Origin of the sequence: Chitinophaga sp. SYP-B3965 (assembly GCF_009647655.1) — a bacterium.
In the GTDB taxonomy this organism is placed as follows: domain Bacteria; phylum Bacteroidota; class Bacteroidia; order Chitinophagales; family Chitinophagaceae; genus Chitinophaga.
The window spans coordinates 533,150-556,067 of sequence record NZ_WJFD01000004.1; the positions used below are offsets into that span (position 1 = coordinate 533,150).

General features: G+C 45.2%; 19 protein-coding genes and 1 tRNA gene. 14 read left to right on the plus strand and 6 right to left on the minus strand.

Annotation, left to right across the window (positions count from 1 at the left end):
- Positions 1-17: 17 nt before the first annotated feature.
- From GFS24_RS23150 to GFS24_RS23185, 8 genes are all read left to right on the plus strand, one after another.
- Entirely contained in the window at positions 18-2,090 is a 2,073-nt protein-coding gene (locus GFS24_RS23150; protein WP_153663741.1) for a glycoside hydrolase domain-containing protein, read from the plus strand.
- A gap of 6 nt (positions 2,091-2,096) precedes the next feature.
- Positions 2,097-2,933 carry an endonuclease/exonuclease/phosphatase family protein gene (locus GFS24_RS23155; protein ID WP_173003169.1) on the plus strand — a complete coding sequence of 279 codons (837 nt, stop codon included), beginning with the start codon at positions 2,097-2,099 and terminating at the stop codon, positions 2,931-2,933.
- A 9-nt stretch (positions 2,934-2,942) separates the two neighbouring features.
- Positions 2,943-3,524 (plus strand): RNA polymerase sigma-70 factor, encoded by a 582-nt coding sequence (locus GFS24_RS23160; protein ID WP_153663743.1) that lies wholly within the window; start codon positions 2,943-2,945, stop codon positions 3,522-3,524.
- Positions 3,525-3,596: 72 nt separating this feature from the next.
- The gene (locus GFS24_RS23165) at positions 3,597-4,511 is read left to right on the plus strand and encodes a FecR family protein (protein WP_153663745.1); all 915 of its coding nucleotides are present in this window, start codon (positions 3,597-3,599) and stop codon (positions 4,509-4,511) included.
- 226 nt (positions 4,512-4,737) lie between these two features.
- Complete coding sequence (locus GFS24_RS23170; RefSeq protein ID WP_173003170.1) at positions 4,738-8,070, plus strand: TonB-dependent receptor; 3,333 nt, start codon at positions 4,738-4,740, stop codon at positions 8,068-8,070.
- 20 nt (positions 8,071-8,090) lie between these two features.
- Complete coding sequence (locus GFS24_RS23175; protein WP_153663749.1) at positions 8,091-9,947, plus strand: RagB/SusD family nutrient uptake outer membrane protein; 1,857 nt, start codon at positions 8,091-8,093, stop codon at positions 9,945-9,947.
- Between the two features lie 11 nt (positions 9,948-9,958).
- Positions 9,959-11,404, plus strand: a complete 1,446-nt coding sequence (locus tag GFS24_RS23180) for a Gfo/Idh/MocA family oxidoreductase (RefSeq protein ID WP_153663751.1) — start codon at positions 9,959-9,961, stop codon at positions 11,402-11,404.
- Positions 11,405-11,407: 3 nt separating this feature from the next.
- Positions 11,408-12,169, plus strand: a complete 762-nt coding sequence (locus GFS24_RS23185; RefSeq protein ID WP_153663753.1) for a DUF1080 domain-containing protein — start codon at positions 11,408-11,410, stop codon at positions 12,167-12,169.
- A gap of 40 nt (positions 12,170-12,209) precedes the next feature.
- Here the strand turns inward: GFS24_RS23185 and GFS24_RS23190 are convergent, their stop codons facing one another.
- Complete coding sequence (locus tag GFS24_RS23190) at positions 12,210-13,079, minus strand: AraC family transcriptional regulator (protein ID WP_153663755.1); 870 nt, start codon at positions 13,077-13,079, stop codon at positions 12,210-12,212.
- 213 nt (positions 13,080-13,292) lie between these two features.
- Between GFS24_RS23190 and GFS24_RS23195 the strand changes: the two genes are divergently transcribed.
- Positions 13,293-14,108 carry a class I SAM-dependent methyltransferase gene (locus tag GFS24_RS23195; RefSeq protein ID WP_153663757.1) on the plus strand — a complete coding sequence of 272 codons (816 nt, stop codon included), beginning with the start codon at positions 13,293-13,295 and terminating at the stop codon, positions 14,106-14,108.
- Between the two features lie 204 nt (positions 14,109-14,312).
- Complete coding sequence (locus GFS24_RS23200; RefSeq protein WP_153663759.1) at positions 14,313-14,759, plus strand: SRPBCC family protein; 447 nt, start codon at positions 14,313-14,315, stop codon at positions 14,757-14,759.
- An 81-nt stretch (positions 14,760-14,840) separates the two neighbouring features.
- Here GFS24_RS23200 and GFS24_RS23205 read toward each other — a convergent pair whose 3' ends face one another.
- On the minus strand, positions 14,841-15,386 hold the full coding sequence (locus tag GFS24_RS23205; protein WP_153663761.1) for a hypothetical protein: 546 nt from the start codon (positions 15,384-15,386) through the stop codon (positions 14,841-14,843).
- A 187-nt stretch (positions 15,387-15,573) separates the two neighbouring features.
- On the opposite strand from GFS24_RS23205, the gene GFS24_RS23210 reads away from it, so the two are divergent.
- Positions 15,574-16,050 carry a hypothetical protein gene (locus GFS24_RS23210; protein ID WP_253906573.1) on the plus strand — a complete coding sequence of 159 codons (477 nt, stop codon included), beginning with the start codon at positions 15,574-15,576 and terminating at the stop codon, positions 16,048-16,050.
- Positions 16,051-16,215: 165 nt separating this feature from the next.
- Here the strand turns inward: GFS24_RS23210 and GFS24_RS23215 are convergent, their stop codons facing one another.
- Both GFS24_RS23215 and GFS24_RS23220 read right to left on the minus strand, forming a co-directional pair.
- Positions 16,216-17,277, minus strand: a complete 1,062-nt coding sequence (locus GFS24_RS23215) for an endo-1,4-beta-xylanase (RefSeq protein ID WP_153663763.1) — start codon at positions 17,275-17,277, stop codon at positions 16,216-16,218.
- A 180-nt stretch (positions 17,278-17,457) separates the two neighbouring features.
- Positions 17,458-17,532, minus strand: a tRNA-Glu gene (locus tag GFS24_RS23220).
- A 144-nt stretch (positions 17,533-17,676) separates the two neighbouring features.
- On the opposite strand from GFS24_RS23220, the gene gap reads away from it, so the two are divergent.
- The gene (gene gap, locus GFS24_RS23225) at positions 17,677-18,693 is read left to right on the plus strand and encodes a type I glyceraldehyde-3-phosphate dehydrogenase (RefSeq protein ID WP_153663765.1); all 1,017 of its coding nucleotides are present in this window, start codon (positions 17,677-17,679) and stop codon (positions 18,691-18,693) included.
- A gap of 98 nt (positions 18,694-18,791) precedes the next feature.
- Positions 18,792-19,988, plus strand: coding sequence for a phosphoglycerate kinase (gene pgk, locus GFS24_RS23230; RefSeq protein ID WP_153663766.1), 1,197 nt, complete (start codon positions 18,792-18,794; stop codon positions 19,986-19,988).
- Positions 19,989-20,026: 38 nt separating this feature from the next.
- Here the strand turns inward: pgk and GFS24_RS23235 are convergent, their stop codons facing one another.
- A complete protein-coding gene (locus tag GFS24_RS23235; RefSeq protein ID WP_153663767.1) occupies positions 20,027-21,400 on the minus strand; it encodes a dipeptidase in 1,374 nt (457 codons plus the stop codon).
- A 142-nt stretch (positions 21,401-21,542) separates the two neighbouring features.
- Complete coding sequence (locus tag GFS24_RS23240; RefSeq protein WP_074240657.1) at positions 21,543-22,007, minus strand: response regulator; 465 nt, start codon at positions 22,005-22,007, stop codon at positions 21,543-21,545.
- A 327-nt stretch (positions 22,008-22,334) separates the two neighbouring features.
- Here GFS24_RS23240 and GFS24_RS23245 point away from each other — a divergent pair, with 327 nt between their 5' ends.
- Positions 22,335-22,913 carry a LemA family protein gene (locus GFS24_RS23245; protein ID WP_153663768.1) on the plus strand — a complete coding sequence of 193 codons (579 nt, stop codon included), beginning with the start codon at positions 22,335-22,337 and terminating at the stop codon, positions 22,911-22,913.
- Positions 22,914-22,918 lie beyond the last annotated feature (5 nt).

Consider the following 22,918-nt stretch of genomic DNA (forward strand, 5'->3'; position numbering starts at 1 on the left):
TGAATAAATGGATGGTAATGAAGTTTTGGATCTTCGTATTAATGGTACTCTCTTTCCGGCAGGTATCGGCTCAGTCAAAGAAAATTCAGCCGGCCGACATGGTCAATGTTTTCATCGGCTCCTCCGGTGACCGTGGCCAAATGTCACCTGCGGCCTCTTATCCATTCGGTTTTATGAGTATCGGGCCGCAAACGTATCCCGAGCTGCACATGGGATATGAGCACCTGGCCAAAACTTTCCTTGGATTTACGCACAACCGTTTTGAAGGTGTAGGTTGCAGGGGCAGTGGTGGTAACATTCTTATCAAGCCCTTTTCCGGAAAAGATCATCAGCTCCCTTTAATAAAAGCTACGGAAAAGGCTGGGCCGGGTTATTACCAGGCGTCCTTTGCAAATGGCATCCGTGCCAGCATCGCTGTTTATAAAAACAATGGGGTAGAAGAATATGTGTTTCCTGCTGGTACGCAGCAAAGTTTTTATCTGGACCTGAGCCATACATTGGCCAACCGCTTCGTGGCAGAACAGCATGAGACCACTTCCAATGGTATTTCCGGCTGGGTGGATTCCCGTACTACCTGTAATGAAGGCACCTACCGCGTTTATTATGCCATCCGTTTCAACAGGACGGTGAAGTTCAGGTCAATGGATGAGCATAAGCTGATCGCGGAGATGGATGGCAATACTTCCCTGGTAAAAATGAATATCGCTTTTTCTTCCGTGGATGTTGCGCATGCAACGCAAGATCTTGCCACTGCAGGTTTTGAGCAGCTAAAAACACAAAGTACGCAAGGCTGGAACAATATGCTGGGCGCAGTGCGTGTACAGGGGGATGCAGAACGTATGCGTCTTTTTTACTCTCTGCTTTACAGAACGATTCAATCCCCCTACCTCATTTCTGCAGCAGACGGGCAATACCGCGCTATCGATGGTAGTTTGCAAAAGCGGGACCGGCCAGTATACAATGGCTGGTCTATCTGGGACAATTACCGTACGCAACTTCCTTTACTATCTGTACTCTATCCGGAGCAATACAACGATATGGCGTTTTCTATCGCTAACCTGTATCCTTACGGTAAAAGGAACTATGCAACTGCGCATGAGCCTTCCAACACTGTACGTACAGAACATGCCATGGTAGTGTTACTGGATGCATATCGCAAAGGATATAAAATTGATTTTGCGCCCATCATTGATTCCCTGCTGGCAGAAGGTAGCCGCCTGGATTTCGGTTCGCCGGATAAAGCCCTGGAATCGAGTTATGACTGCTGGGCGCTTGGCAATATACTTGCCATTGCAGGAAGAGCAGCGGAGAGTAAACAATACCTGGAGAAGGCCGCTTCATATAAAGAACGCTGGAACAAGGATTTTAAAGATATCACCAGATCAGATGTTGATCGTATGCAGGCGCGTGGCCTTTATCAGGGTACTATCTGGCAATACCGCTGGTTTGTGCCGTTTGATGTGAAAGGATTGATTGCATTAACAGGTGGCGAAAAAACTTACACAGATCAGCTCGATCAATTTTTTGACAATGACCTGTATAATCACGCCAATGAACCAGATATCCAGGCTCCACTGATGTACAATGTTACCGCAGCTCCCTGGAAATCCCAGGCATTGGTGCATAAATACGCAGTAGATACAGTAGTGCAGTATTATTTTAATGATAATAGCCGCGGTATAGATCCTTTTGTAGATCGTGTGTACCGTAATCAGCCGGATGGTTACATCCGCACAATGGATGACGATGCGGGCGCAATGTCTGCCTGGTATGTATTTGCTGGTTGTGGATTTTTTCCAGCCTGTGTGGGGTGGCCGGTGTATTATCTCCATGTCCCTTTATTCCCTCAATTAACATTCAACTGGCCAGGTGGTAAACGTTTATCCATTCGCGTGGAAAACTTTACCATGAACGCCCGCTATATTCATAAAGTCATGTTGAACGGCCAGCCACTTACCCGAAACTGGCTTACACATGACGAGTTAATGAAAGGTGGTGAACTGGTGATCTCAGCCAGTGAACAGCCTGATGAAAAGTGGGGTACTGGAGATCAGTGGATCCCTTCTATTGAACAAACAACAATCAAATAATAATTGATGAAACATCTTTTAGCAATATGTGTTTTTGCCGGAACCTTTATATCGGCAAAGGCACAGGAATTGAACGCAGGCACTTTTAATTTACGATTTGATAATCCGAAGGACAGTGGTAATCTCTGGGTGGACCGTGCTCCTGTAGTAGCATCCCTCATTCGTTTTCATGATTTTGATGTACTGGGTACACAGGAAGGATATGAAAATCAGCTGGCGGATATCAGCACGCAATTACCGGAATATGACCGCTATGGCATTGGCCGGGATGATGGAAAAACCAGGGGCGAACATTCTGCCATCTTTTTCAAAAAGGATAAATACAAACTGCTGGACAAAGGAGATTTTTGGCTCTCACAAACACCGGAAACACCTTCACTCGGTTGGGATGCTACCTGCTGCAACCGCATCTGCAGCTGGGTATATCTGCAGGATATAAAGTCCGGTAAAAAATTCTATTTCTTCAATGCCCACTATGATCATCAGGGAGAAAAAGCCCGCGAAGAAAGCAGCAAACTCATCCTTCAGCGCATTAAAACCATCGCCGGCAACAAACCAGTGATCTTCACCGGAGACCTCAACGGTGATCACAACAGCAGCTGGTATCTGCAGGTGGCTAATTCCGGTTTTTTGAAAGATACTTACAGCCAGACAGCTCATCCATATACCAATAACCCCAGTGCCCATGGTTTTGGCAGGGGATTGAAGAAAAGCGGGATCATCGATCATATTTTCACTACACCGGGCTTTAAGGTAGACCGCTGGGGTATCTTATCAGACAGCTATCATGGTAAATATCCTTCTGATCACTTTCCCGTGCTGGCCCATATCAGGATGGAGTAAACAGATTATATGTATACAACCGAGGTACAATTGCAGCCGGACAAGGAACTGGCTGCCTTGCTGAAGCAGGGCAGTGAGCCTGCTTTTAATGCCATTTATAAAAGGTATTCGGCAAAGTTGTACCATGCTGCTTATAACCTGTTACGTAATAAAGAAGTGTGTGAAGACCTGGTACAGGAGCTATTCGTGGACCTTTGGTCCAAAAGGAACACACTGGAGATACAGGAAGTACGGCCCTATCTCTACCGTTCTGCTGTGAACAGGGCATTGATGGTGTTACGTGCCGGAAAAATTACGCTGGATCTGGAAGCGGTGGAGATGCTGATATCTGAACATGCTACAGACGATCTGGTGATCGATAAGGATATGCGTAAGAGCATTGAACTGGAGATCGCTGCACTGCCTGAAAAATGCCGGGAGGTATTTATATTAAGCAGAAAAGAGCAGCTGAGCCATAAAGAAATAGCGAGTCAGCTGAATATTTCTGTAAAAACGGTGGAAAATCATCTTACCCGGGCGCTTAAATCCCTGCGTGCATCGCTGGGAGATTTCTTATTCCTCGCCCTCATATTACTGTCCAATATTTACTAATTGTTAAGGATAGATGAAATCACGATCTCCGGTAGGGGGTCGTGATTTTTTTTGCATCATACATAACGAAGCATGGAAAATCAGCATTTTAAAAACAAACAATCATCCGGCCTGCTCAGCAAACTGATCGCCAGGTATTTTGAAAAGCAACAGGAATCTGCTGTTGACTCACCGGATTTCGAGAGCGAAAAAGTATACCAGCGGGTGTGGGATGCCATCAGTGAAAAGCAGCATAGGATTGTAAAACTGAAGCGTAATCTGCGCATTGCAGCGTTCTTTACCCTATTCGCCGGTGCGGGAGGAATGGCCTGGTATATGAATAAACAGCCGTCGCAAATGGCTATGGTAGAGCAGTCTGCCGCAAGGGGGGAAACCAGGTTCGTAGAGTTGCCGGATGGTACAAAGGTGTGGCTGAATGCAGACAGTAAACTCCGCTATCCTGCTGGTTTCAAAGGAAAAGAGCGGCATGTGGAACTGACAGGTGAAGCCTATTTCGAAGTAGTGTCCCTGCCGGAAAAGCCTTTTGTTATCCAAACCCGGGATATGAAAACGGAGGTGTTGGGTACCAGCTTTGATGTGAGGGCTTATTCAGATAACAACAGGTCTGAAGTAACTGTGCTCTCCGGAAAAGTAGTCGTAACAGCCCCTGGTGCAGATACGCTGCATGTAACAGCAGATCATAAACTGACGTACGACAGAAGGGACAAACAAATGCAACGGCAGGTAGTGAATGCACCGGATGTTATCGGATGGCGGTTTGGCAAGATGATCTATCGTAGCAGGGAAATGCAGGAAGTGGTTGCAGATATAGAGAGAAGGTACAATATCAGGATCCGGTATAATGAAAAGATCGGCAAATGCACTATCACAGCAGATTTTCATAATGAAGGACTGGATAAGATGCTGAAGGTAATGGCTAAACTAATAGACGGAACTGTTACACACCGGGATGGTGGTTATCATTTAGACGGGCATGGATGTGAATAGAAAACTGACCATAAAATTTTTCACTTAAACTAAAACTATGCTGTAACAATCACCCAAAACAAAAAACCCGCACGGGTAAGGTGCGGGCTTGCATCGTGACCAAAAAAAGAAGTTTGTCTGGCGACCTGAGAATCACAGACAGTTTCTTATCAGTACACTTTAACGTAATAAAATTATGAAAAGATCTCTATACAAGAATAGAGTAATTAACTATTGCCTGAAAATTATGAAATACAGCATCATTGCAGGTTGTATTGTTTTCTGCTTCTGTTCCCTGGCTTTTGCCGGTACTACGTACAGCCAGAACGTATTGAACAGGACAGTGACAGTTCAGTTAAGAAATATCCCGCTTGCGCAGGCGCTGGATGAGGTGGCTGCACAAGCCGGGATCAAGATCGCGTATCCTGATAAGCTGGTTGCGCAATCCGTTATTTCCCGTGAAGCCCTGAAGCAAGCCAGATTGAGTGATGTGCTGGACAAGTTGCTGGCGCCATTCAATTTATCTTATTCCATAGTAGATGATATGGTGGTGGTAACGCGGGGTGATAAGGACATCGTGAAAACAACAACTGTTGCAGTAGCAGCACATGTGGTAAGAGGGATCGTTACGGACGTATCAGGTGTTGGTCTGCAGGGTGTTTCTATCTCTGTGAAAGGTATTCCTGGCAACGGCGTGATCACTGATCAGAACGGTAGTTTCAGCATCAGTGTGCCGGATAAAGCGGTTTTGGTGCTCAACTTCATTGGTTTTGAGAAACAGGAAGTAGCAGTTGATAATAAAGCATACATCACCATCAAGATGGAGGAAGATGTGGCTTACATGAAAGAAGTGGTGGTAGTGGGTTACGGTACGCAGAAAAAAACAAACGTGACCGGTTCACTCACTTCTATCCATACCGCAGAATTGATGAGAACGCCTACGGCCAGTCTTACCAATTCTCTCGCCGGCCGCCTTCCTGGCCTTATTACAGTACAGGGTAGCGGTGAACCTGGTGCTGATGGTGCTTACCTGTACATTCGTGGTTACGGTTCTTACAATGGCCAGTCGCCCCTGGTGCTGGTAGATGGTATTGAAAATGGCATCGACCGTATTGATCCCAATGAAGTAGAGAGCATTACTGTATTAAAAGATGCTGCAGCTACAGCGGTATATGGAATGAAAGGTGCAAATGGCGTACTGCTGGTAACCACCAAACGTGGTAAAGTAGGTAAACCCACTGTATCCCTCACTTCACAGGTTTCCCTGCAGCAGGCTACCCGCATTCCGGAATACCTCGATTCTTACGATGGCCTGTCCCTTTTCCGGGAAGGTTTGATCAACGATGGTTTGAACGCAAACCTGTACACGGATGAATACCTGAACAAGTTCCGCGACCGCAGCAATCCCACTTACCAATACATCTACCCGAACGTAGACTGGCAAAAGGAACTGTTGAAGCCATCTTCCCTGATGAACCAGACCAACCTCAATGTGAGCGGCGGTTCACAAAGTACACGCTATTTCGTGTCTATGTCGTATCTCAACCAGGACGGTCTTTACAAATATGAAGACCTGAATAACTACAATATCCAGGCTACGCTCAATAAGTATAACTTCAGGAGTAATGTAGATGTTGATATCACCAAGGACCTTACCATGGAACTCAACCTTTCTGATGTGGTGAGAGACCGTAACTATCCTAACGAATCTACTTCTTCTTTCTGGAACGAACTGCGTGTAACACCATCCTGGCTGTACCCGCTCATGAATCCGGACGGCTCTGTGCCCGGCCAGCGTAATGTGCCTACCAGCCCATATGGGAGGCTCACCCAGTTTGGTTACAAACGGTTATTTGAAAATAACATGAGTGCGATCGTTGGTTTTAACCTGAAACTGAATTTTATCACAGAAGGCCTGAGCGCAAGAGCGCGGTTTGCTTTCGATGCACAGAACTATCGTGATATCACCCGCAAGCGTAACTATTCTACTTACAAATTCTCCATTGATGAGAATGAGACAGATCTGAGCAAGGGTAATTACGAAGAGATCTCCACAGGCGATGGACAGCTGGAGTTTTCAGTAGGCGCCAATAGCAGCCGTAAATCCACTTTCGAAGGATACCTTAACTACAACAGGACTTTTAAAAATAAACATGCCGTGACTGGTATGTTACGTTATAACCAGTCGCAAAGCTTTACCAATGCTACTTCAGACGGTGTGGCAGCTTTACCGTATAAACAACTGGGGCTTGTAGGTCGTTTGAACTATGCTTATGCTTCCCGTTATGTACTGGAGTTTGATGCAGGTTACAATGGTTCCGAGAATTTCAAGTCCGGGCGGCGTATGGGTTTCTTCCCAGCTATGTCAATGGCCTGGTTAGCATCCAACGAAGCCTTCATGAAAAATATCAGGGTTATCAACCTCCTGAAACTGAGAGGTTCGATAGGTACTGTTGGGGTAGATAACAGTGGTCTGCGTTTTCCTTATATCAGCACCTGGACGACAGGTGGGGGGAGTGGTTATCAATTCGGCCAGGAATCGGATGGTAACAGTTACAAAAGTTCACAGGAGAATGTGGTAGGAAACGAGTTCCTTACCTGGGAACGTGCCCGTAAAACAAATGCCGGCCTTGATCTTAGCTTGTTCAATAACTCGCTGACCTTTACCGGTGACGTTTTCCAGGAGCATCGTACGCAGATCCTTACCAGCGCCAAAACGATCCCGGATGTGCTGGGTATCGGTGCATTACCGAAAATAAATGCCGGTATTGTTGATAACAAAGGATTTGAAGTAGAACTCGCCTGGCGCAAGCAGATCAAAGATCACCACATCTTTGTAAGAGGCAGTTACTCTTATTCAAAGAACGAAATTAAATATGCCGCAGAGCCGGATTATAAACTGAAATACCAGGGGCTGAAAGGTACGCAGATCTATGAAGCCAATGGCCTCATGGCACTGGGCCTGTTCAGGGATCAGGCAGATATTGATAATAGTCCTTCTCAGGCTGGATACGGTATTATCCGCCCGGGGGATATCAAATATCTTGACCGTAATGATGATGGCGTGATCAATTCACAGGACATTGGTTATATCGGTAGTATGTTGCGCCCTTCATCTATACTCGGTTTTTCTCTTGGTTACAACTGGAAGATGATAGATGTGAACATCCTGTTCCAGGGATCAATGGGAGGCAGCAACTGGCTTACCGGCAGTTCCGCCTGGGCATTTTCCGGCAACAGTTCTGTGCTGGCAGATTATCTCGACAATCACTGGACGCCGGATAACCTCAATGCTAAATATCCCCGTATCACGGCTGGTAACAACGTGAACAATAACCAGAACTCTACTTTCTGGCTGCGCTCATCAGACTACCTGCGGTTAAAGAACGTGGAGATCGGATTTACTATTCCGTCATCTACACTGGCCAGGATACATATCAGGGAGGCACGCATATTTGCGAATGGCACCAACCTTATTACCTGGGATAAATTCAAGATCTATGATCCGGAGATCCCTGATGGTTTTGGCGATTACCCGCAACAGAAAGTATTTAACCTTGGCCTCAACATCACTTTATAATCACACAAGCCAACAACATCATGAAAAAGATATACCTGTTTATATTATCCTGCCTGTTGCTGTGCAGTATTTCCTGCAACAAGTACCTGGATGTGGTGCCGGATGAGTACATAACGGATAAAGATGTGTTCGAGAACATCAACCTTGCAGAGCAAGCGCTGGCAAGGCTTTACAATGCGCTGCCCAATGATGCGATACAGGAAGCAACTTCTTATACAGATGAATCTTACCATCACTGGTTTGATAATGAAAATGGTATAAACGCCTATAAATACAATCTCGGCACCTGGAGCACTACAGATAATCCCTTTGGAAACTGGGCAGGCCGTTACCAGGACATCCGCCGCGCCAATGTTTTCATTGAACGTATTGAGAGCGTACCTATTCCGCTGAACAGAGCGGCTTATTACGAGATCTGGAAGCCGCGTTATAAAGCGGAAGCCCGCTTCATCAGAGCTTTGTTCTATTTCGAACAATTCCGCCGGTTTGGAGCTGTACCGTTGCTGACAGGTGCGGCAGATATCGATCTGAACGACCTGGCATCGAATAATATAGAGCGCAATTCCACGGATGAGATCATCGACTTTATTGTGGCTGAATGTGATGCCATTGCGAAAGACCTGCCTGAAACGCAGGAGGGTCCGCAATTAGGCCGTGTTACCAAAGGAGCTGCGCTGGCTTTAAAAGCACGTACCCTGGTATATGCTGCCAGTCCGCTTTTCAATGGTAATGCCATGTATGCGAACGTTGTGAATAAAGATGGAAAGCATCTTTTCAATACTGCGTTTGATAAAGAAAAATGGAAGAAAGCTGCTGACGCTGCCATGGACGTGATCAATATGCCCATCTACAAGCTGTATGCTCCTTTCCCCGACAATCCGATACAGAACTATGCCGCACAATTCTATGTAAGGGATTATACAGAGTCCATTTTTATGCGTATCACACCCAACGGTACTTCAGTAGATGCTGCATTCCTGCCAAATGGCCCTCCCTTCAAAGGTAAAGGCAGGTATACTCCGCTGCAGGAATTCGTTGACGCTTATGAAATGGCGAATGGTTATCCTATTAACGAACCCGGTTCCGGTTATACTGCTGCAGGTACTTATAATGGCCCGTTATGGGATGGCCTGAAGTTGCAGAACGTGACCAACATTTCCAATATGTACAAGAACCGCGATCCGCGTTTCTATGCAACTATCTTTTTTCAGAACGATGTATGGCGTTTTGATGTGACCAAACGGGGTATGAAATTCGCCTACTTCGGTAGTGGTAATGGCAAGACGGATGGATGGGCCAATGGAAAGGGCGGTACTAACCCTATGGGTTACAACGTACGGAAGTATTGTACACCGGATTATGATGCGAACACTGGTACGGGTACCGGGAAACGTAACTACCAGATCTACCGCCTGGCTGAAATGTACCTGATCTATGCAGAAGCAATGAATGAATACCAGGATGCACCAGATAACCGTGTGTTCGAATATATCAACAAAGTACGGGCCCGTGTGAAAATGCCGGCACTGCCAATTCTTGCGGCAGACAATTCAAAAGAAGGCATGCGCAAACGCATCCAGAATGAAAACCGTATAGAGTTTGCATATGAGAATCATCGCTTCTGGGATGTTCGCCGCTGGATGATCGCAAAAACAGTGGACAATGGTGAGATGCATGTATTAAATGCCAAACCTTCCACAGAAGAATTGCTGGCCACCGGTATTACGGATGTGAACAGCGAAGCTGCAGGCCTGGCAGTATTTTACAAACAAGTGGTGATACAGAACCGTGTATTCCTGGACAAACATTATCTGATGCCCATTCCGCAATCCGAGATCGATAAAGATCCATACCTGGTGCAGAATTACGGGTGGTAAAAAATTTAAAGATGGAGAAAATGAACAATAAGAAGAGCAGACGGGATTTCCTGAAAAGCGGAGCGCTGGCAGCAGCAGGATTTATGATCGTTCCGCGTCATGTACTGGGCAGAGGATTTACCGCACCCAGTGATAAACTGATGATCGCCAGTGTTGGCGTGGGTGGTAAAGGAGCTTCAGACATTGGCGGATTTATGAAAAGCGGTAAAGCGGAAATAGCTTACCTGTGTGATGTGGATGATCGCCGCGCTGCTGGCACTGTAAAGAAATTTCCGAAGGCAAAATATTTCAGGGATTGGAGGGAAATGTTTGAGAAAGAACATAAGAACATCGATGCTGTATCTGTATCCACACCTGACCATAACCATGCCATCATTACTTATCATGCTATGCAGCTGGGCAAACATGTGTACGTGCAAAAGCCCCTCACACATGATATCTACGAAGCCCGTATGCTTACTGAAGCTGCGAAGAAGTATAAAGTAGTAACGCAGATGGGAAACCAGGGTGCCTCTAATGACGGCACCCGCCAACTCGCAGAGTGGTATGATGCTGGTCTTATCGGTGATGTGCACACCGTTTATGCCTGGACCAATCGTCCCGTTTGGCCGCAAGGTATTCAATGGCCTGCCACACGTGCAGACGTTCCCAAAGAACTGGATTGGGACCTCTGGCTGGGTACTGCGCCCTACAAAGATTATATCGATAAACTGGTGCCGTTCAATTGGCGCGGATGGTGGGATTATGGTACCGGTGCGCTCGGCGATATGGGATGCCACCTGGTAGAAGCGCCGTTCCGTGTGCTGGGACTTCAATATGCAAAAGATGTACAAGCCAGTATCGGCAGTGTATATGTGGATCAATTCAAACAGGGAGATTTCCCTGAAAGTTGTCCGCCTTCCAGCCATATTACACTCACCTTCCCGAAAACATCCAAAACGAAGGGTGACATCACTTTGCATTGGATGGACGGTGGTATTCAGCCGGATCGTCCTGTTGAACTGGAGCCCAATGAACCATTTGGTGATGGCGGCAATGGTACGCTCTTCATTGGTACCAAAGGTAAAATGATGGCCAATACTTATTCCCGTAATCCACTGCTGCTTCCTACATCCCGCACTAAAGAAATAAACGTGCCGCAGAAATATGCCCGCATACCTGGTCAGGATAGCGGACATTACATTCAATGGGTGGAGGCCTCACTGGCTGGTTATGGCAAGATGGAACTCAGTTCTCCGTTTGAAGTGGCAGGCCCGCTCACAGAAGCTTTGCTGATGGCCAACCTGGCTGTTCGCGGTCACGAGTTGAGGGTACCGCGGAATGATGGTAAGTTCAGTTATCCTGGCCGCAGCATCAAGCTGATGTGGGATAACAACAACATGAAAGTGACCAATTTCGACGAAGTGAATCAATTCGTAAAACGTGAATACCGCCAGGGCTGGAATTTAAAAGCATAAGAGATGAGATATATTTTAGCGATACTACTGGTTGGTAGCACAACGTCCGTACTGGCGCAGGAGAAACCAGAAGATACAGAAGTATGGTCTCCTGCTCCAAAAAAGGTAACACCTGCAAAGGTTCAATACGAAGCTGCGCCCTCTGATGCCGTTGTGTTATTCAATGGTAAGGATGAGCAGGAATGGGTGCTCACGTCAGACCGTAACAAACCTGCTACCTGGGATGTGAAAGACAGCCTGCTTAGGGTGAACAAATCTGCAGGTAACATAGAAACAAAACGCCTGTTCACCAATTACCAGTTGCATATTGAATGGCGCATTCCGGATAATATTTCCGGCAGCGGACAGGAGAGAGGTAACAGCGGAGTGTTCCTGGCATCACTGGGTAAAAGGAATGCCGGTTATGAATTGCAGATACTCGATTCCTATGGCAATGATACCTATATCAATGGTATGGCAGGTGCTATTTACAAGGAGTTTGTACCGCTGGTGAATGCTGCACTGAAGCCAGGAGAATGGCAGGTGTATGATGTGGTATGGATGGCCCCTGTGTTCAATGCAGACGGCTCTCTGCAGTCCCCTGCGAAGGCTACGGTATTCTTTAATGGTGTGTTAGTGCAAAACAATGTGGCACTCACGGGCCCAACTATGCACACCGGAAAACCTTCCTACAAAGTGCATGGCGCGGCGCCCATAAAGTTGCAATCACACGGTGATAAAAGTGAACCGATCAGTTTTCGTAATATCTGGGTGAGAGAATTGTAGATGATATTCATGCAACTAAGCCGTTTCTTCGGGGAACGGCTTAGTTGTTCTTTATGGCAGCAGGTGTTTTTCCAAATCTTGTTTTAAACGCACGGCTGAAATGAGACGGGCTTTGAAAGCCACTTTCAAAAGCAGCTTCACTAACTGTTTTATCCTTATTAGTTAATAAGTGCAATGCATGGTGCAATCTTTTTTCAAGTAACCATTTGCCAGGCGTACTCAGGAAAAGCTTTTCAAAATCTCTTTTAAAAGCGGAGAGGCTTCGGTTACTTAATTCAGCAAATACATCCAGCTTCAGGTTAAAGCAGAAGTTATCCTCCATTACCCGTTTTAATAATATTGTTTGTGGTTGGTGTAATAAAGTAGAGAAATAAGATAATAAGTCTTTGTTGCCAGGGTTATCTGCGATGTTCAACACCAATTCTTTGAATTTAAGTTCCAGCAGCGATGGTTCCGGATCTTTTGTTTCTGCAAAATAAGAGGACATGGAAAGAAAGAACCCCTTCAGTGTATCGTTAGACTCAAGCAGCATCACAGGTTCAAAATGCTGCTCATATCTTTCCAAAGGTTTTGATCTTGTATGCAGGGTGTCGCTGATAAAATCATCGGGTATAAAGAACAATATCACACAGAATCCGGTGTCCATTAACTGCTCTAAAATGAATCCTCCTTTTCGTACAAATACACAGCTGTCTTTTTGGATATCGTAAGGTCCTTTTGCTGTATGCCAGATCTTCTGGCCATCAATCACGTAGAACAGGTAATTGTATTGCGTCCACAATTCCGCAAACCGGGCTTGCGTCAAACGGGCTTCCATGGGGCAATTAAATGCTGTGATGAGCGATTTGCCGCAATTGAACTGCCTGTAGTATTGGGGATTCTGCAGTACCCGTTCAAAGAAATTGACCATATCCCTAATTTATGAAATTTCTGAACTTTTAAGTCAGATAATTGAACTTGACCGTCATAGGGGAAATTGTTATTTTTGCCGTCATAATAATAACCTCAAAATGCGCGCTTTATATCCCAACAATAAAGCAGCGCTTCTCAGGTTACCCCCAATTGTAGTCTAAATGAGCACCGGTATTGGTGATCAGTATTTTTCATGTAAAAATTAATCGTAATGAATCCAAACAAAGTGTTATGGGAAAAGGGCGACTTTACTAAACTTGCCGAAAGTATGCGTGAAAGCGGGACTGAACTAGTGTCCCAATTAGGAATTACCAAAGGTCTTAAAGTGCTGGACCTTGGCTGTGGCGATGGGACTACGGCTATTCCTGAAGCGAAATTAGGAGCCGATGTTTTAGGTGTTGACATTGCCAGCAATCTCGTGGAAGCTGGAAAGAAACGGGCAGTGGCTGAAAACCTTTCCAATTTGGAATTCCAGGAAGGCGATGCAACCGATCTGCATGAACTCAAAGATGAGAGTTTTGACCTGGTTGTAAGCATCTTTGGTGCCATGTTCGCACCAAAGCCAATGGATGTGGCCAAAGAAATGGTGCGTGTTACCCGTCCGGGGGGAAAGATCGTTATGGGGAACTGGATACCAGGAGATCCCACATTGGTAGCGCAAATATTAAAGATCAGTTCTGCTTATACACCACCACCGCCAGAGGGTTTCATTAGCCCTATGCTGTGGGGAGTAGAAAGTAATGTAATAGAACGTTTCGGTAATGCGGGTGTGGCAAAAGAAGATATCTCCTTCGTTAAGGATACTTTTACCTTTGGCCTCGCTTGTACACCCGCTGAATTCGTGGAGCGGTTTAAGAATTATTATGGTCCTACCATGAATGCGTTTGAAGCAGCTGAAAAGAATGGTAAGGCAGCGGAGTTGCAGCAGGAATTGGAAGGCTTGTTTAACAGTCAGAACAACAGTGGAGATAGTGCTACTACATCTATCCCGGCCACCTTCTTAAAGGTGACAGTTACGCGGCGGTAGTACGAAATACCATATAAAAAGCCCCGGTTTGATGACCGGGGCTTTTTTAATACTGGTCGCAAATAACCCCGTTAATTGTCGGATGCAGCCCCTGCCTGAATCAAATTTTCCTGTGACATTTGTAATATCAAGTGGAGCAGGAACCACTACAAAAAACGGGCGTGACCGAAAAGCCAAACGAGTAGGAAACAAAAAAATGATTTTATGTCAGGAACTGTTTCATTACACAGGATGCTTAAAACATCTCCCGAAAAGGTATACCGCGCATTCACTGAAGCACCGGCGATTGCTTCATGGCTTCCCCCATATGGCTTTGTTTGTATCGTTCATGAAATGACTGTAAAACAAGGGGGTACTTTTAAAATGTCTTTTCAGAATTTTTCTACCGGCAATGGCCATTCGTTTGGCGGAAGTTATGTAGAGGTCAAACCGAATGAATTTCTGAAGTATACAGATAAATTTGATGACCCTAACTTACCGGGTGAGATGATCACTTCTGTTTGGCTCAGGAAAACTATTGCAGGCACAGAAATAAAGATCACACAGGAAGGAATTCCAGATGCTATACCAGTAGAAATGTGTTATCTGGGCTGGCAGGACTCGCTGGAAAAGCTGGCGAAGCTGGTGGAGCCTGAAATACCTGATGCCTGATCAAATGATGTAAGTAAAAAAACGGGTTGCTCATATGAGCAACCCGTTTTTTTGGGAGGATTCCCTCTGTACCACTAAATATCAAATTGGTTCGTTAGATTTTCTTGCTTCAACACGATATGACCTGTTTAATATCGACCTCGTAATATTAATACCGGCCTGATATGCGGGGAAGGCAATAGAAGGTGCAATATTAGTCAGAAAGTCATACCTGAAGTAAACATATACTCCGAATGCAAGTGAAAATATCCATTTAAGTATGCTGTAAGGATTACCTGAACGACTTGAGCTTTGTACCAGATATCCAACGGGGTCGAGAACAATATAGACTGGCAGAATGCAGGTAAATGCGACACAAATAATAAACGGTAAAATCCATAACAGCTTATTATTGCTCTTCAAACAGATGAGTATACCTTTAACAAAATAGACAAGTAAGTAAAGGATAAAGCTTACAAGAATAACAACAGCTAATCCTAATAAGCTGGTTACCTCTTTTTTCATTATTGATGATACAATGATGAATGATGTAATAATAAGCGGGAAATAAATCAATGCCTTAAATAACCATTTTGCTACTTTCCATAAAAAACCAGTTTGTCTGTCAAACATTTGTTGATCATCCATAAAGTGTGGGTTTAATTTAAGAAATAGGGTTCGGGTTGACTGTTATCTAAGGTAAGAAAATTTGTAGAAATTATAATTGGGGAACCAGGCTTGATACAGCAGTAGTAGATTTAGTACCGCGTATGGGAGAACTATCTAACCTGTTGTGGAATGATTTGCGAACTTTTAACGATCTTGTTTGGAAATCATGCCGATGATGACACACCAGCAAATGATCGACTTTAAAACCAGTTTGAAAAAAGCAGGAGAGCTGCTTATCAAAGAACGAATAACAACTACAAAATTAGCCATTGATAACGCGCAGGAAGCGGCTAATAACGAAGGAAAAAGTTCGGCGGGCGATAAATACGAAACAGGAAGAGCGATGGGACATCTTGAAAAAGAGATGTATGCAAGGCAACAAGCAGAAAATATGAAGGAGCTAGATCTGTTGCAAAAGATAAATACGGATATTATTCATACCACTGCTCAGACAGGCGCTTATATAAGATGTTCAGATCATTCTTTTTTTATTGCAGCCGGCTTAGGAAAGCAACTGATAGCTGATCATCTGATATTTTTTCTTTCCCCATACGCTCCGCTGGCAAAGTTATTGTTACATAAAAAAGCAGGAGACCAGTTTCTTTTTAATAAGAACGAAACGGTGATCCTTGAAGTGTTCTAAGCTGATTGATATGAGTGATCTCCCTTTTTGGGCAGAGGCAGTAGAATAAAGGGAGAATTATCTAACCGGTTTATGCAGGATTTGCTCGCTTTTAATGATCTATCGAACGGATAATACGATGAAAACTCTCTTACTTCCGCGAACTATGCAATATACCTGCGAAGTTTAAAAGTCGATAACCTTCCGGTAAGCTTTTTTAGGCTGCAGGTTTTCATCGAATAACAGTGGATAGTTCTTCCGGCCCTTTACCGGAAAATTATCCAGCCAGCTCGAACGGTCTGAGACGTTCCAGAAAGTAACGCCGCTGATCACGTCACGATATTTCCTGAATGTATCGAAAAGCATTGCATATTGCTGTTCCTGCAGCTGCTCCTGTTCTGGCGTGAAATTGTGATGTTCGGGCATTTTATCGTTGGAGAAAACGGATACGTCCAGCTCAGTGATCTGTATTTTTATGCCAAGCGATGCATATTGATCGATCGTGGACACCAGCAATTCTCTGGAAGGATTTTTGATGGACCAGTGGCCTTGTAGGCCTATGGCATGAACTGGGATGTTTGCATCGCGCAGCTTTTTAAGCAGGCGATATATCTTTTCTCTTTTTGCCGGGCTTTCTGTATTATAATCATTGTAGAATAGTACCGCATCCGGGTCAGCTTCATGCGCATACAGAAATGCCTGAGCAATAAAGTCTTCCCCGCAGATCTGGTACCACAAGGAGTTGCGGAGAAACTCGTTGTGGTTGTCTGATACGGCTTCATTTACTACGTCCCAAGCATATATTCTACCTTTATAACGGCCCACAACATTGTGGATGTGTTTGCGCAATCTGTGCAACAAGGTATCTTTGCTTACCATTTTGCCTTCGGAATCATAAAACATCCATTTCGGAGCCTGATTATGCCAGCAAAGGGTATGCCCCCTGACCTTCAAACCGTTTTCCGTTGCAAAATGAACGATTGCATCAGCGCCAGACCAGTTGTACCGATCTTCTTGCGGATGTATGGGCTCCATTTTCATCACGTTTTCGGCCGTTAGGCTATTGAAATGCCTGCGTATGAAAGCACTCGTGGCCGAGTCCTGTAGATGGCGTGGTGTGATAGCTACACCAACCGGAAAGTAATTTTTGTAATAGTCTTTGAGCCCTTTATCGGCATGCTGTGCGTTTGTTACAACAGATGTCCATAGGAGTAAAACTGAAACGAGCAAGGTTTTTGATCTTATCATAGTTCTAAAATACAAACCCAGACAATTTTCCGCAATAGTGTAGTTAAAAAACAGTAACAACCGCGATTCAGGAATAATAAAGTATTTCGATTTTGGGGCTATTCTGCGCTGTTCGCAAACTTTGCCAAACGGACAGAGGGATAATAAAAAAAGGTTGTCCTTTTTAGAACAACCTTTTCCTGGTACCGCGTACGGGAATCGAACCCGTCATTCCTCCGTGAAAGGGAGGCGTCTTAACCGCTTGACCAACGCGGCGTACCCCTTATTTGGGATTGCAAAGGTATAATCTCCTTCCTTATTTCCAAAAAAAATTTACTTAACCCAAATATCTATTGATTAATCCCCGTTAAGCTTGTAATTTCGCAATTCAATTTTTTCATCTACAAACTACTGTGTAAAATGGGAACTACTCTCAAAATTGGTATTAATGGTTTCGGTCGGATCGGCCGCTTGGTTTACCGCCAAATTTACAATATGCCAGGAATCGACGTGGTGGCTATCAATGACCTTACGAGCCCCGCCGTTTTAGCGCATTTGCTGAAATACGACTCTGCACAAGGTAGATTTGGACAAGAAGTGAAGCATAGCGACAATTCCATCTCTGTTAACGGAGAAGAAGTTAAAATATACGCACAAAAGGATCCTAGTCAAATTCCCTGGAAGGACCATGGTATTGATGTGGTGATCGAGTGCACCGGTTTCTTTGCTGATAAAGATAAAGCAGAAGCCCACATTAAGGCTGGTGCTAAACGTGTTGTGATCTCTGCTCCTGCTACAGGAGACCTGAAAACTGTAGTTTTCAACGTGAATCACGATATCCTGGACGGTAGCGAAACTGTTATCTCCTGCGCATCCTGCACCACCAACTGTCTCGCTCCGATGGCTAAGGTGTTGAACGACAAATATGGTATCGTTTCTGGTCTCATGACCACTATCCACGCTTACACGAACGATCAGAACACCCTGGATGCTCCACATCCAAAAGGTGACCTGCGCCGCGCCCGCGCTGCAGCAGCTAACATCGTTCCAAACAGCACTGGTGCTGCAAAGGCTATCGGCCTGGTGCTGCCAGCACTGAAAGGTAAACTGGACGGTAGCGCACAACGTGTTCCAACCATCACCGGTTCCCTGACTGAACTGACCACCATCCTCAGCAAAAAAGTGACTGTAGAAGAGATCAATGCCGCCATGAAGGCTGCTGCGAACGAATCTTACGGTTATACTGAAGATGAGATCGTTAGCTCTGACATCATCGGTATCACTTTTGGTTCCCTGTTCGACGCTACTCAAACAAGGGTAATGACGCAAGGCGACGTACAACTGGTTAAAACCGTTTCCTGGTACGATAACGAAATGAGCTATGTGTCTCAGCTTGTACGTACTGTGAAGCATTTTGCCGGTCTGATCAGCAAATAAGCGGTTCGCATTATTATATTATTACCAACCCTCCGCGAAACGCTGTCCCAGCGGTGCACGGAGGGTTTTTTTCTTACCTTTCCTAAAATCCTCCCTTCATGAGCAAGTTCTCTGATCATAATTTCAAAGGCGAGAAAGCCTTGATCCGCGTAGATTTCAACGTGCCACTGAATGATCAATTTGAGATCACGGACGATACCCGCATGACTGCCGCGGTGCCTACTATCAAAAAGATACTGAAAGACGGCGGGGCTGTGATCCTCATGAGTCATCTCGGCCGCCCGAAAGATGGCCCCACCAATAAATATTCCCTTAAACACCTGGTTTTTCACCTGATCAGCCTGCTGGATGGCACTACTGTGAAATTTGCAGAAGATTGTATTGGCGAAGCTGCTGAAAAAGCTGCACTCAACCTGCAAATGGGAGAGGTGCTGCTGCTGGAAAACCTGCGTTTCTATAAAGAAGAAGAGAAAGGCGATCGTGCTTTTGCAGAAAAACTCTCCAAACTGGGTGATGTATATGTGAACGATGCCTTTGGTACGGCTCACCGTGCACACGCCTCCACAGCGGTTATCGCTGATTTTTATCCTGCTGACAAGAAGATGTTTGGACTCCTCATGGAGGCTGAAACTATCAGCGCGGAAAAAGTATTACACAGTGCTGAAAAGCCTTTCACGGCTATCCTGGGTGGCGCAAAGGTGAGTGACAAGATCCTGATCATTGAAAATCTCATGAACAAAGCCAATAACATCATCATTGGTGGCGGGATGGCATATACTTTCCTGAAAGCGCAAGGCAAAGAGATCGGTAATTCCCTCGTGGAGAACGATAAACTGGATCTGGCGAACGAACTTTTAGCTAAAGCGAAAACACTGGGTGTGCAACTGCTCATCCCGGAAGATTCCATTGCAGCTGATAAGTTTGCCGCTGATGCCAATACACAACTGGTTTCTAACGACAACATCCCTACGGGCTGGATGGGATTGGATATCGGGGCAAAAGCCATTGCTCAGTTCAGTGAAGTGATCGCTGCTTCTAAAACTATCTTGTGGAACGGGCCAATGGGCGTTTTTGAAATGGAAGCATTTCAGGGAGGAACCAAAGCCATTGCAGATGCTATCGTGAAGGCGACTGAAAATGGCGCATTCTCTCTCGTTGGTGGTGGAGACTCTGTTGCGGCGGTGAATAAATTCGGCCTCGCGGAGAAAGTGAGTTATGTGTCCACAGGCGGTGGTGCTATGCTGGAATACTTTGAAGGAAAAGAATTGCCGGGTATTGCGGCAATCAATAAATAAAGCATGAAAAAAGCCGCAGTAAGTACTGCGGCTTTTTTTTATTTTTTACTCATCTCAGCAAAATACTGGTGGAAATAAGGGATGGTCTCAATGCCCTTGTAGAAATTCTCCAGGCCGTACTTCTCATTTGGTGAGTGCAGATTATCACTATCTAACCCAAAGCCCATCAGCACTGTTTTTAATCCCAGTGTTTTCTCGAACAATGCTACAATAGGAATACTTCCTCCGCCACGCACAGGGATAGGATCCTTGCCGAAAGTGGTAGAAATTGCCTTGCTGGCTGCTTTGAAGGCTATATTGTCTGTTGGTGTAACATATGGAGAACCGCCATGGTGAGCAGTTACCGATATTTTTACAGATTTAGGCGCGATCTTTTCGAAATGTGCTTTGAAAAGATCTGAAATCGCTACCCAGTCCTGACCTGGTACCAGGCGCATGGAGATCTTGGCAAATGCTTTTCCGGGTAATACGGTTTTGGCGCCTTCGCCGGTGTAACCACCCCAGATACCATTCACTTCTAAGGTTGGGCGGATGCCGGTCCTTTCGATGGTGCTGTATCCTTTTTCGCCCCAAAGTTCTTCTACGCCGAGGTCTTTTTTGTATTCAGCTTCGTCGAAGGGGGCTTTGTTCAGGCTTTCGCGCTCTGCAGCACTCAGTTCCTGTACGCCATCGTAGAAGCCGGGGATGGTGATGTGGTTATTTTCGTCGTGCAGGGAAGCGATCATTTTGGCGAGGATAGTGGCCGGATTGGCTACTGCTCCACCATAAACTCCGCTGTGCAGATCGCGATTGGCACCGGTTACAGCTACTTCCATATAAGCGAGGCCACGGAGGCCGGTGTCTATGGATGGATTGTCCATGCTGATCATGGAAGTGTCCGAGATCAATACTACATCTGCTTTCAGGCGTTCTTTATTGTTTTCCAGGAAAACGCCCAGGTTATTGGAACCTACTTCTTCCTCTCCTTCTATCATGAATTTGATATTGCAGGGGAGGGTGTTGGTTTTGTTCATGGTTTCAAAAGCCTTCACATGCATGTAGAACTGGCCTTTATCATCGGCAGAACCACGTGCGTAGATCTTTCCGTCTTTGATAACGGGCTCAAAGGGAGGGCTGGTCCAGAGGTCCAGGGGATCCGGAGGTTGCACATCATAATGGCCATATACCAGTACGGTAGGAAGGGAAGGATCGATGATCTTTTCCCCGTAAACAATGGGATGGCCTGCTGTTGGGCAAACTTCCACTTTGTCCGCTCCTGCGTCTGTTAATCTTTGTTTCACCGCCTCGGCGCAGCGCTTCGTATCCTCATTATGGCGGGAATCCGCGCTAACAGAGGGAATCCGCAACAGTTCCAGTAACTCGTTCAGGAAACGGTCTTTGTTCTGTGCCTGATAATCTTTCCAAACTTGCATGATTGAGCAATTAAACGTTCACAATGGACGCAATTTAAAGGAAAATAGAAAGGTAACCAGCAAAAAAGACCAGGGCATCCATAAATAAAAAGAGGCTGCATCATTTTACCGATACAGCCTCTTTTACCTATAAAAAATTACTTTATGAGATCAATTTCTGACGGAGCAGGAATTCCAGCTTCTCGTTCACGTCCAGCAGCTTTTCTGTCAGCTCCCGGTTCTCTTTCCGCAAAGCATATACTTCATATGCCTTTTCTATGTTATGCCGCAATTCCTCGTCGTTCCAGGGTTTTGAGAAATATTTGTAGACCTGGCCTTTGTTGATGGCGTCGATCACTGCATTAATATCCGCATAACCTGTAAGAAGGATACGGATGGGCTCCGGATATTTAGCAAGTATTGATTCGAAGAACTCAATACCTGTCATCCTCGGCATACGCTGATCCGATATGATGATATGAAATTCATGATCCTCCAGCAGTTTGTAAGCATCGTCAGCGGATTCTGCCGTTTGAACGGTGTAGATCCTCCTGAATGATGCCTTAAATGCATTCAGGTTATGTATTTCATCATCGATATAGAGGATGTGAATGTGTTGTGCACTCATTATAACGCAGTAGACTAAATGTAAGTTAATAAAAATAAGTGAGTTAGCAACAGTAGAAACCACCGTAACTACAAACAAAATAACACAAGCTTGCATTCCCAATTGCCGGTATAATTGATGCACTCATACCCGGAATTCGAGTCCAAACATAGATATTTTTTGTTATTCAGCTTTCAACTTTTGGACAACCGTCGCTGCTTAGTTCGTAAACGGCACGACTTTGCGGTTAACCGCTAACATAATTGAACCATGTTTTGCGCTTTCCGTTATTTCTTGTAGGTTTGACTACACCCGTAACCTAACATTATTATTTAAAAAAGATAGAATATGAAAACAGGAATCATTGTTGTCATCGTCCTGGTACTGCTGGGGTTTTTTGGTTGCAGCAAGTACAATGGATTGGTAAAGAAAGATGAGGTAGTGCAAAAGGCATGGGGAAATGTGGAAACTCAATACCAACGGAGGGCTGACCTGATAGATAACCTTGTTAGTACCGTAAAGGGTTCTGCTAAATTTGAACAGGAAACACTGACCCAGGTAATTGAAGCCCGTTCCAAAGCTTCTTCTGTTCAGATCAACGCAAATGACCTGACCCCTGAAAAAGTACAACAATTCCAGGCAGCGCAAGGTGAACTGACCGGTGCACTTAGTCGTTTACTCGTTACCGTAGAAAAATATCCGGAACTGCGTACTACGGAGCAATTCCAGACGCTGATGGCGCAAATAGAAGGAACGGAGAATCGTATTGCGGTTTCCCGGAGCGACTTTAACAATGCTGTGAACGAATTCAACAGCAGCGTACGTGCTTTTCCCACTAATCTTATTGCCGGCCTTGGCGGATTTAAAGCGAAAGGTTACTTCCAGGCTGATAAGGGAGCTGAAAAGGCGCCTAAAGTGCAGTTCTAATATAA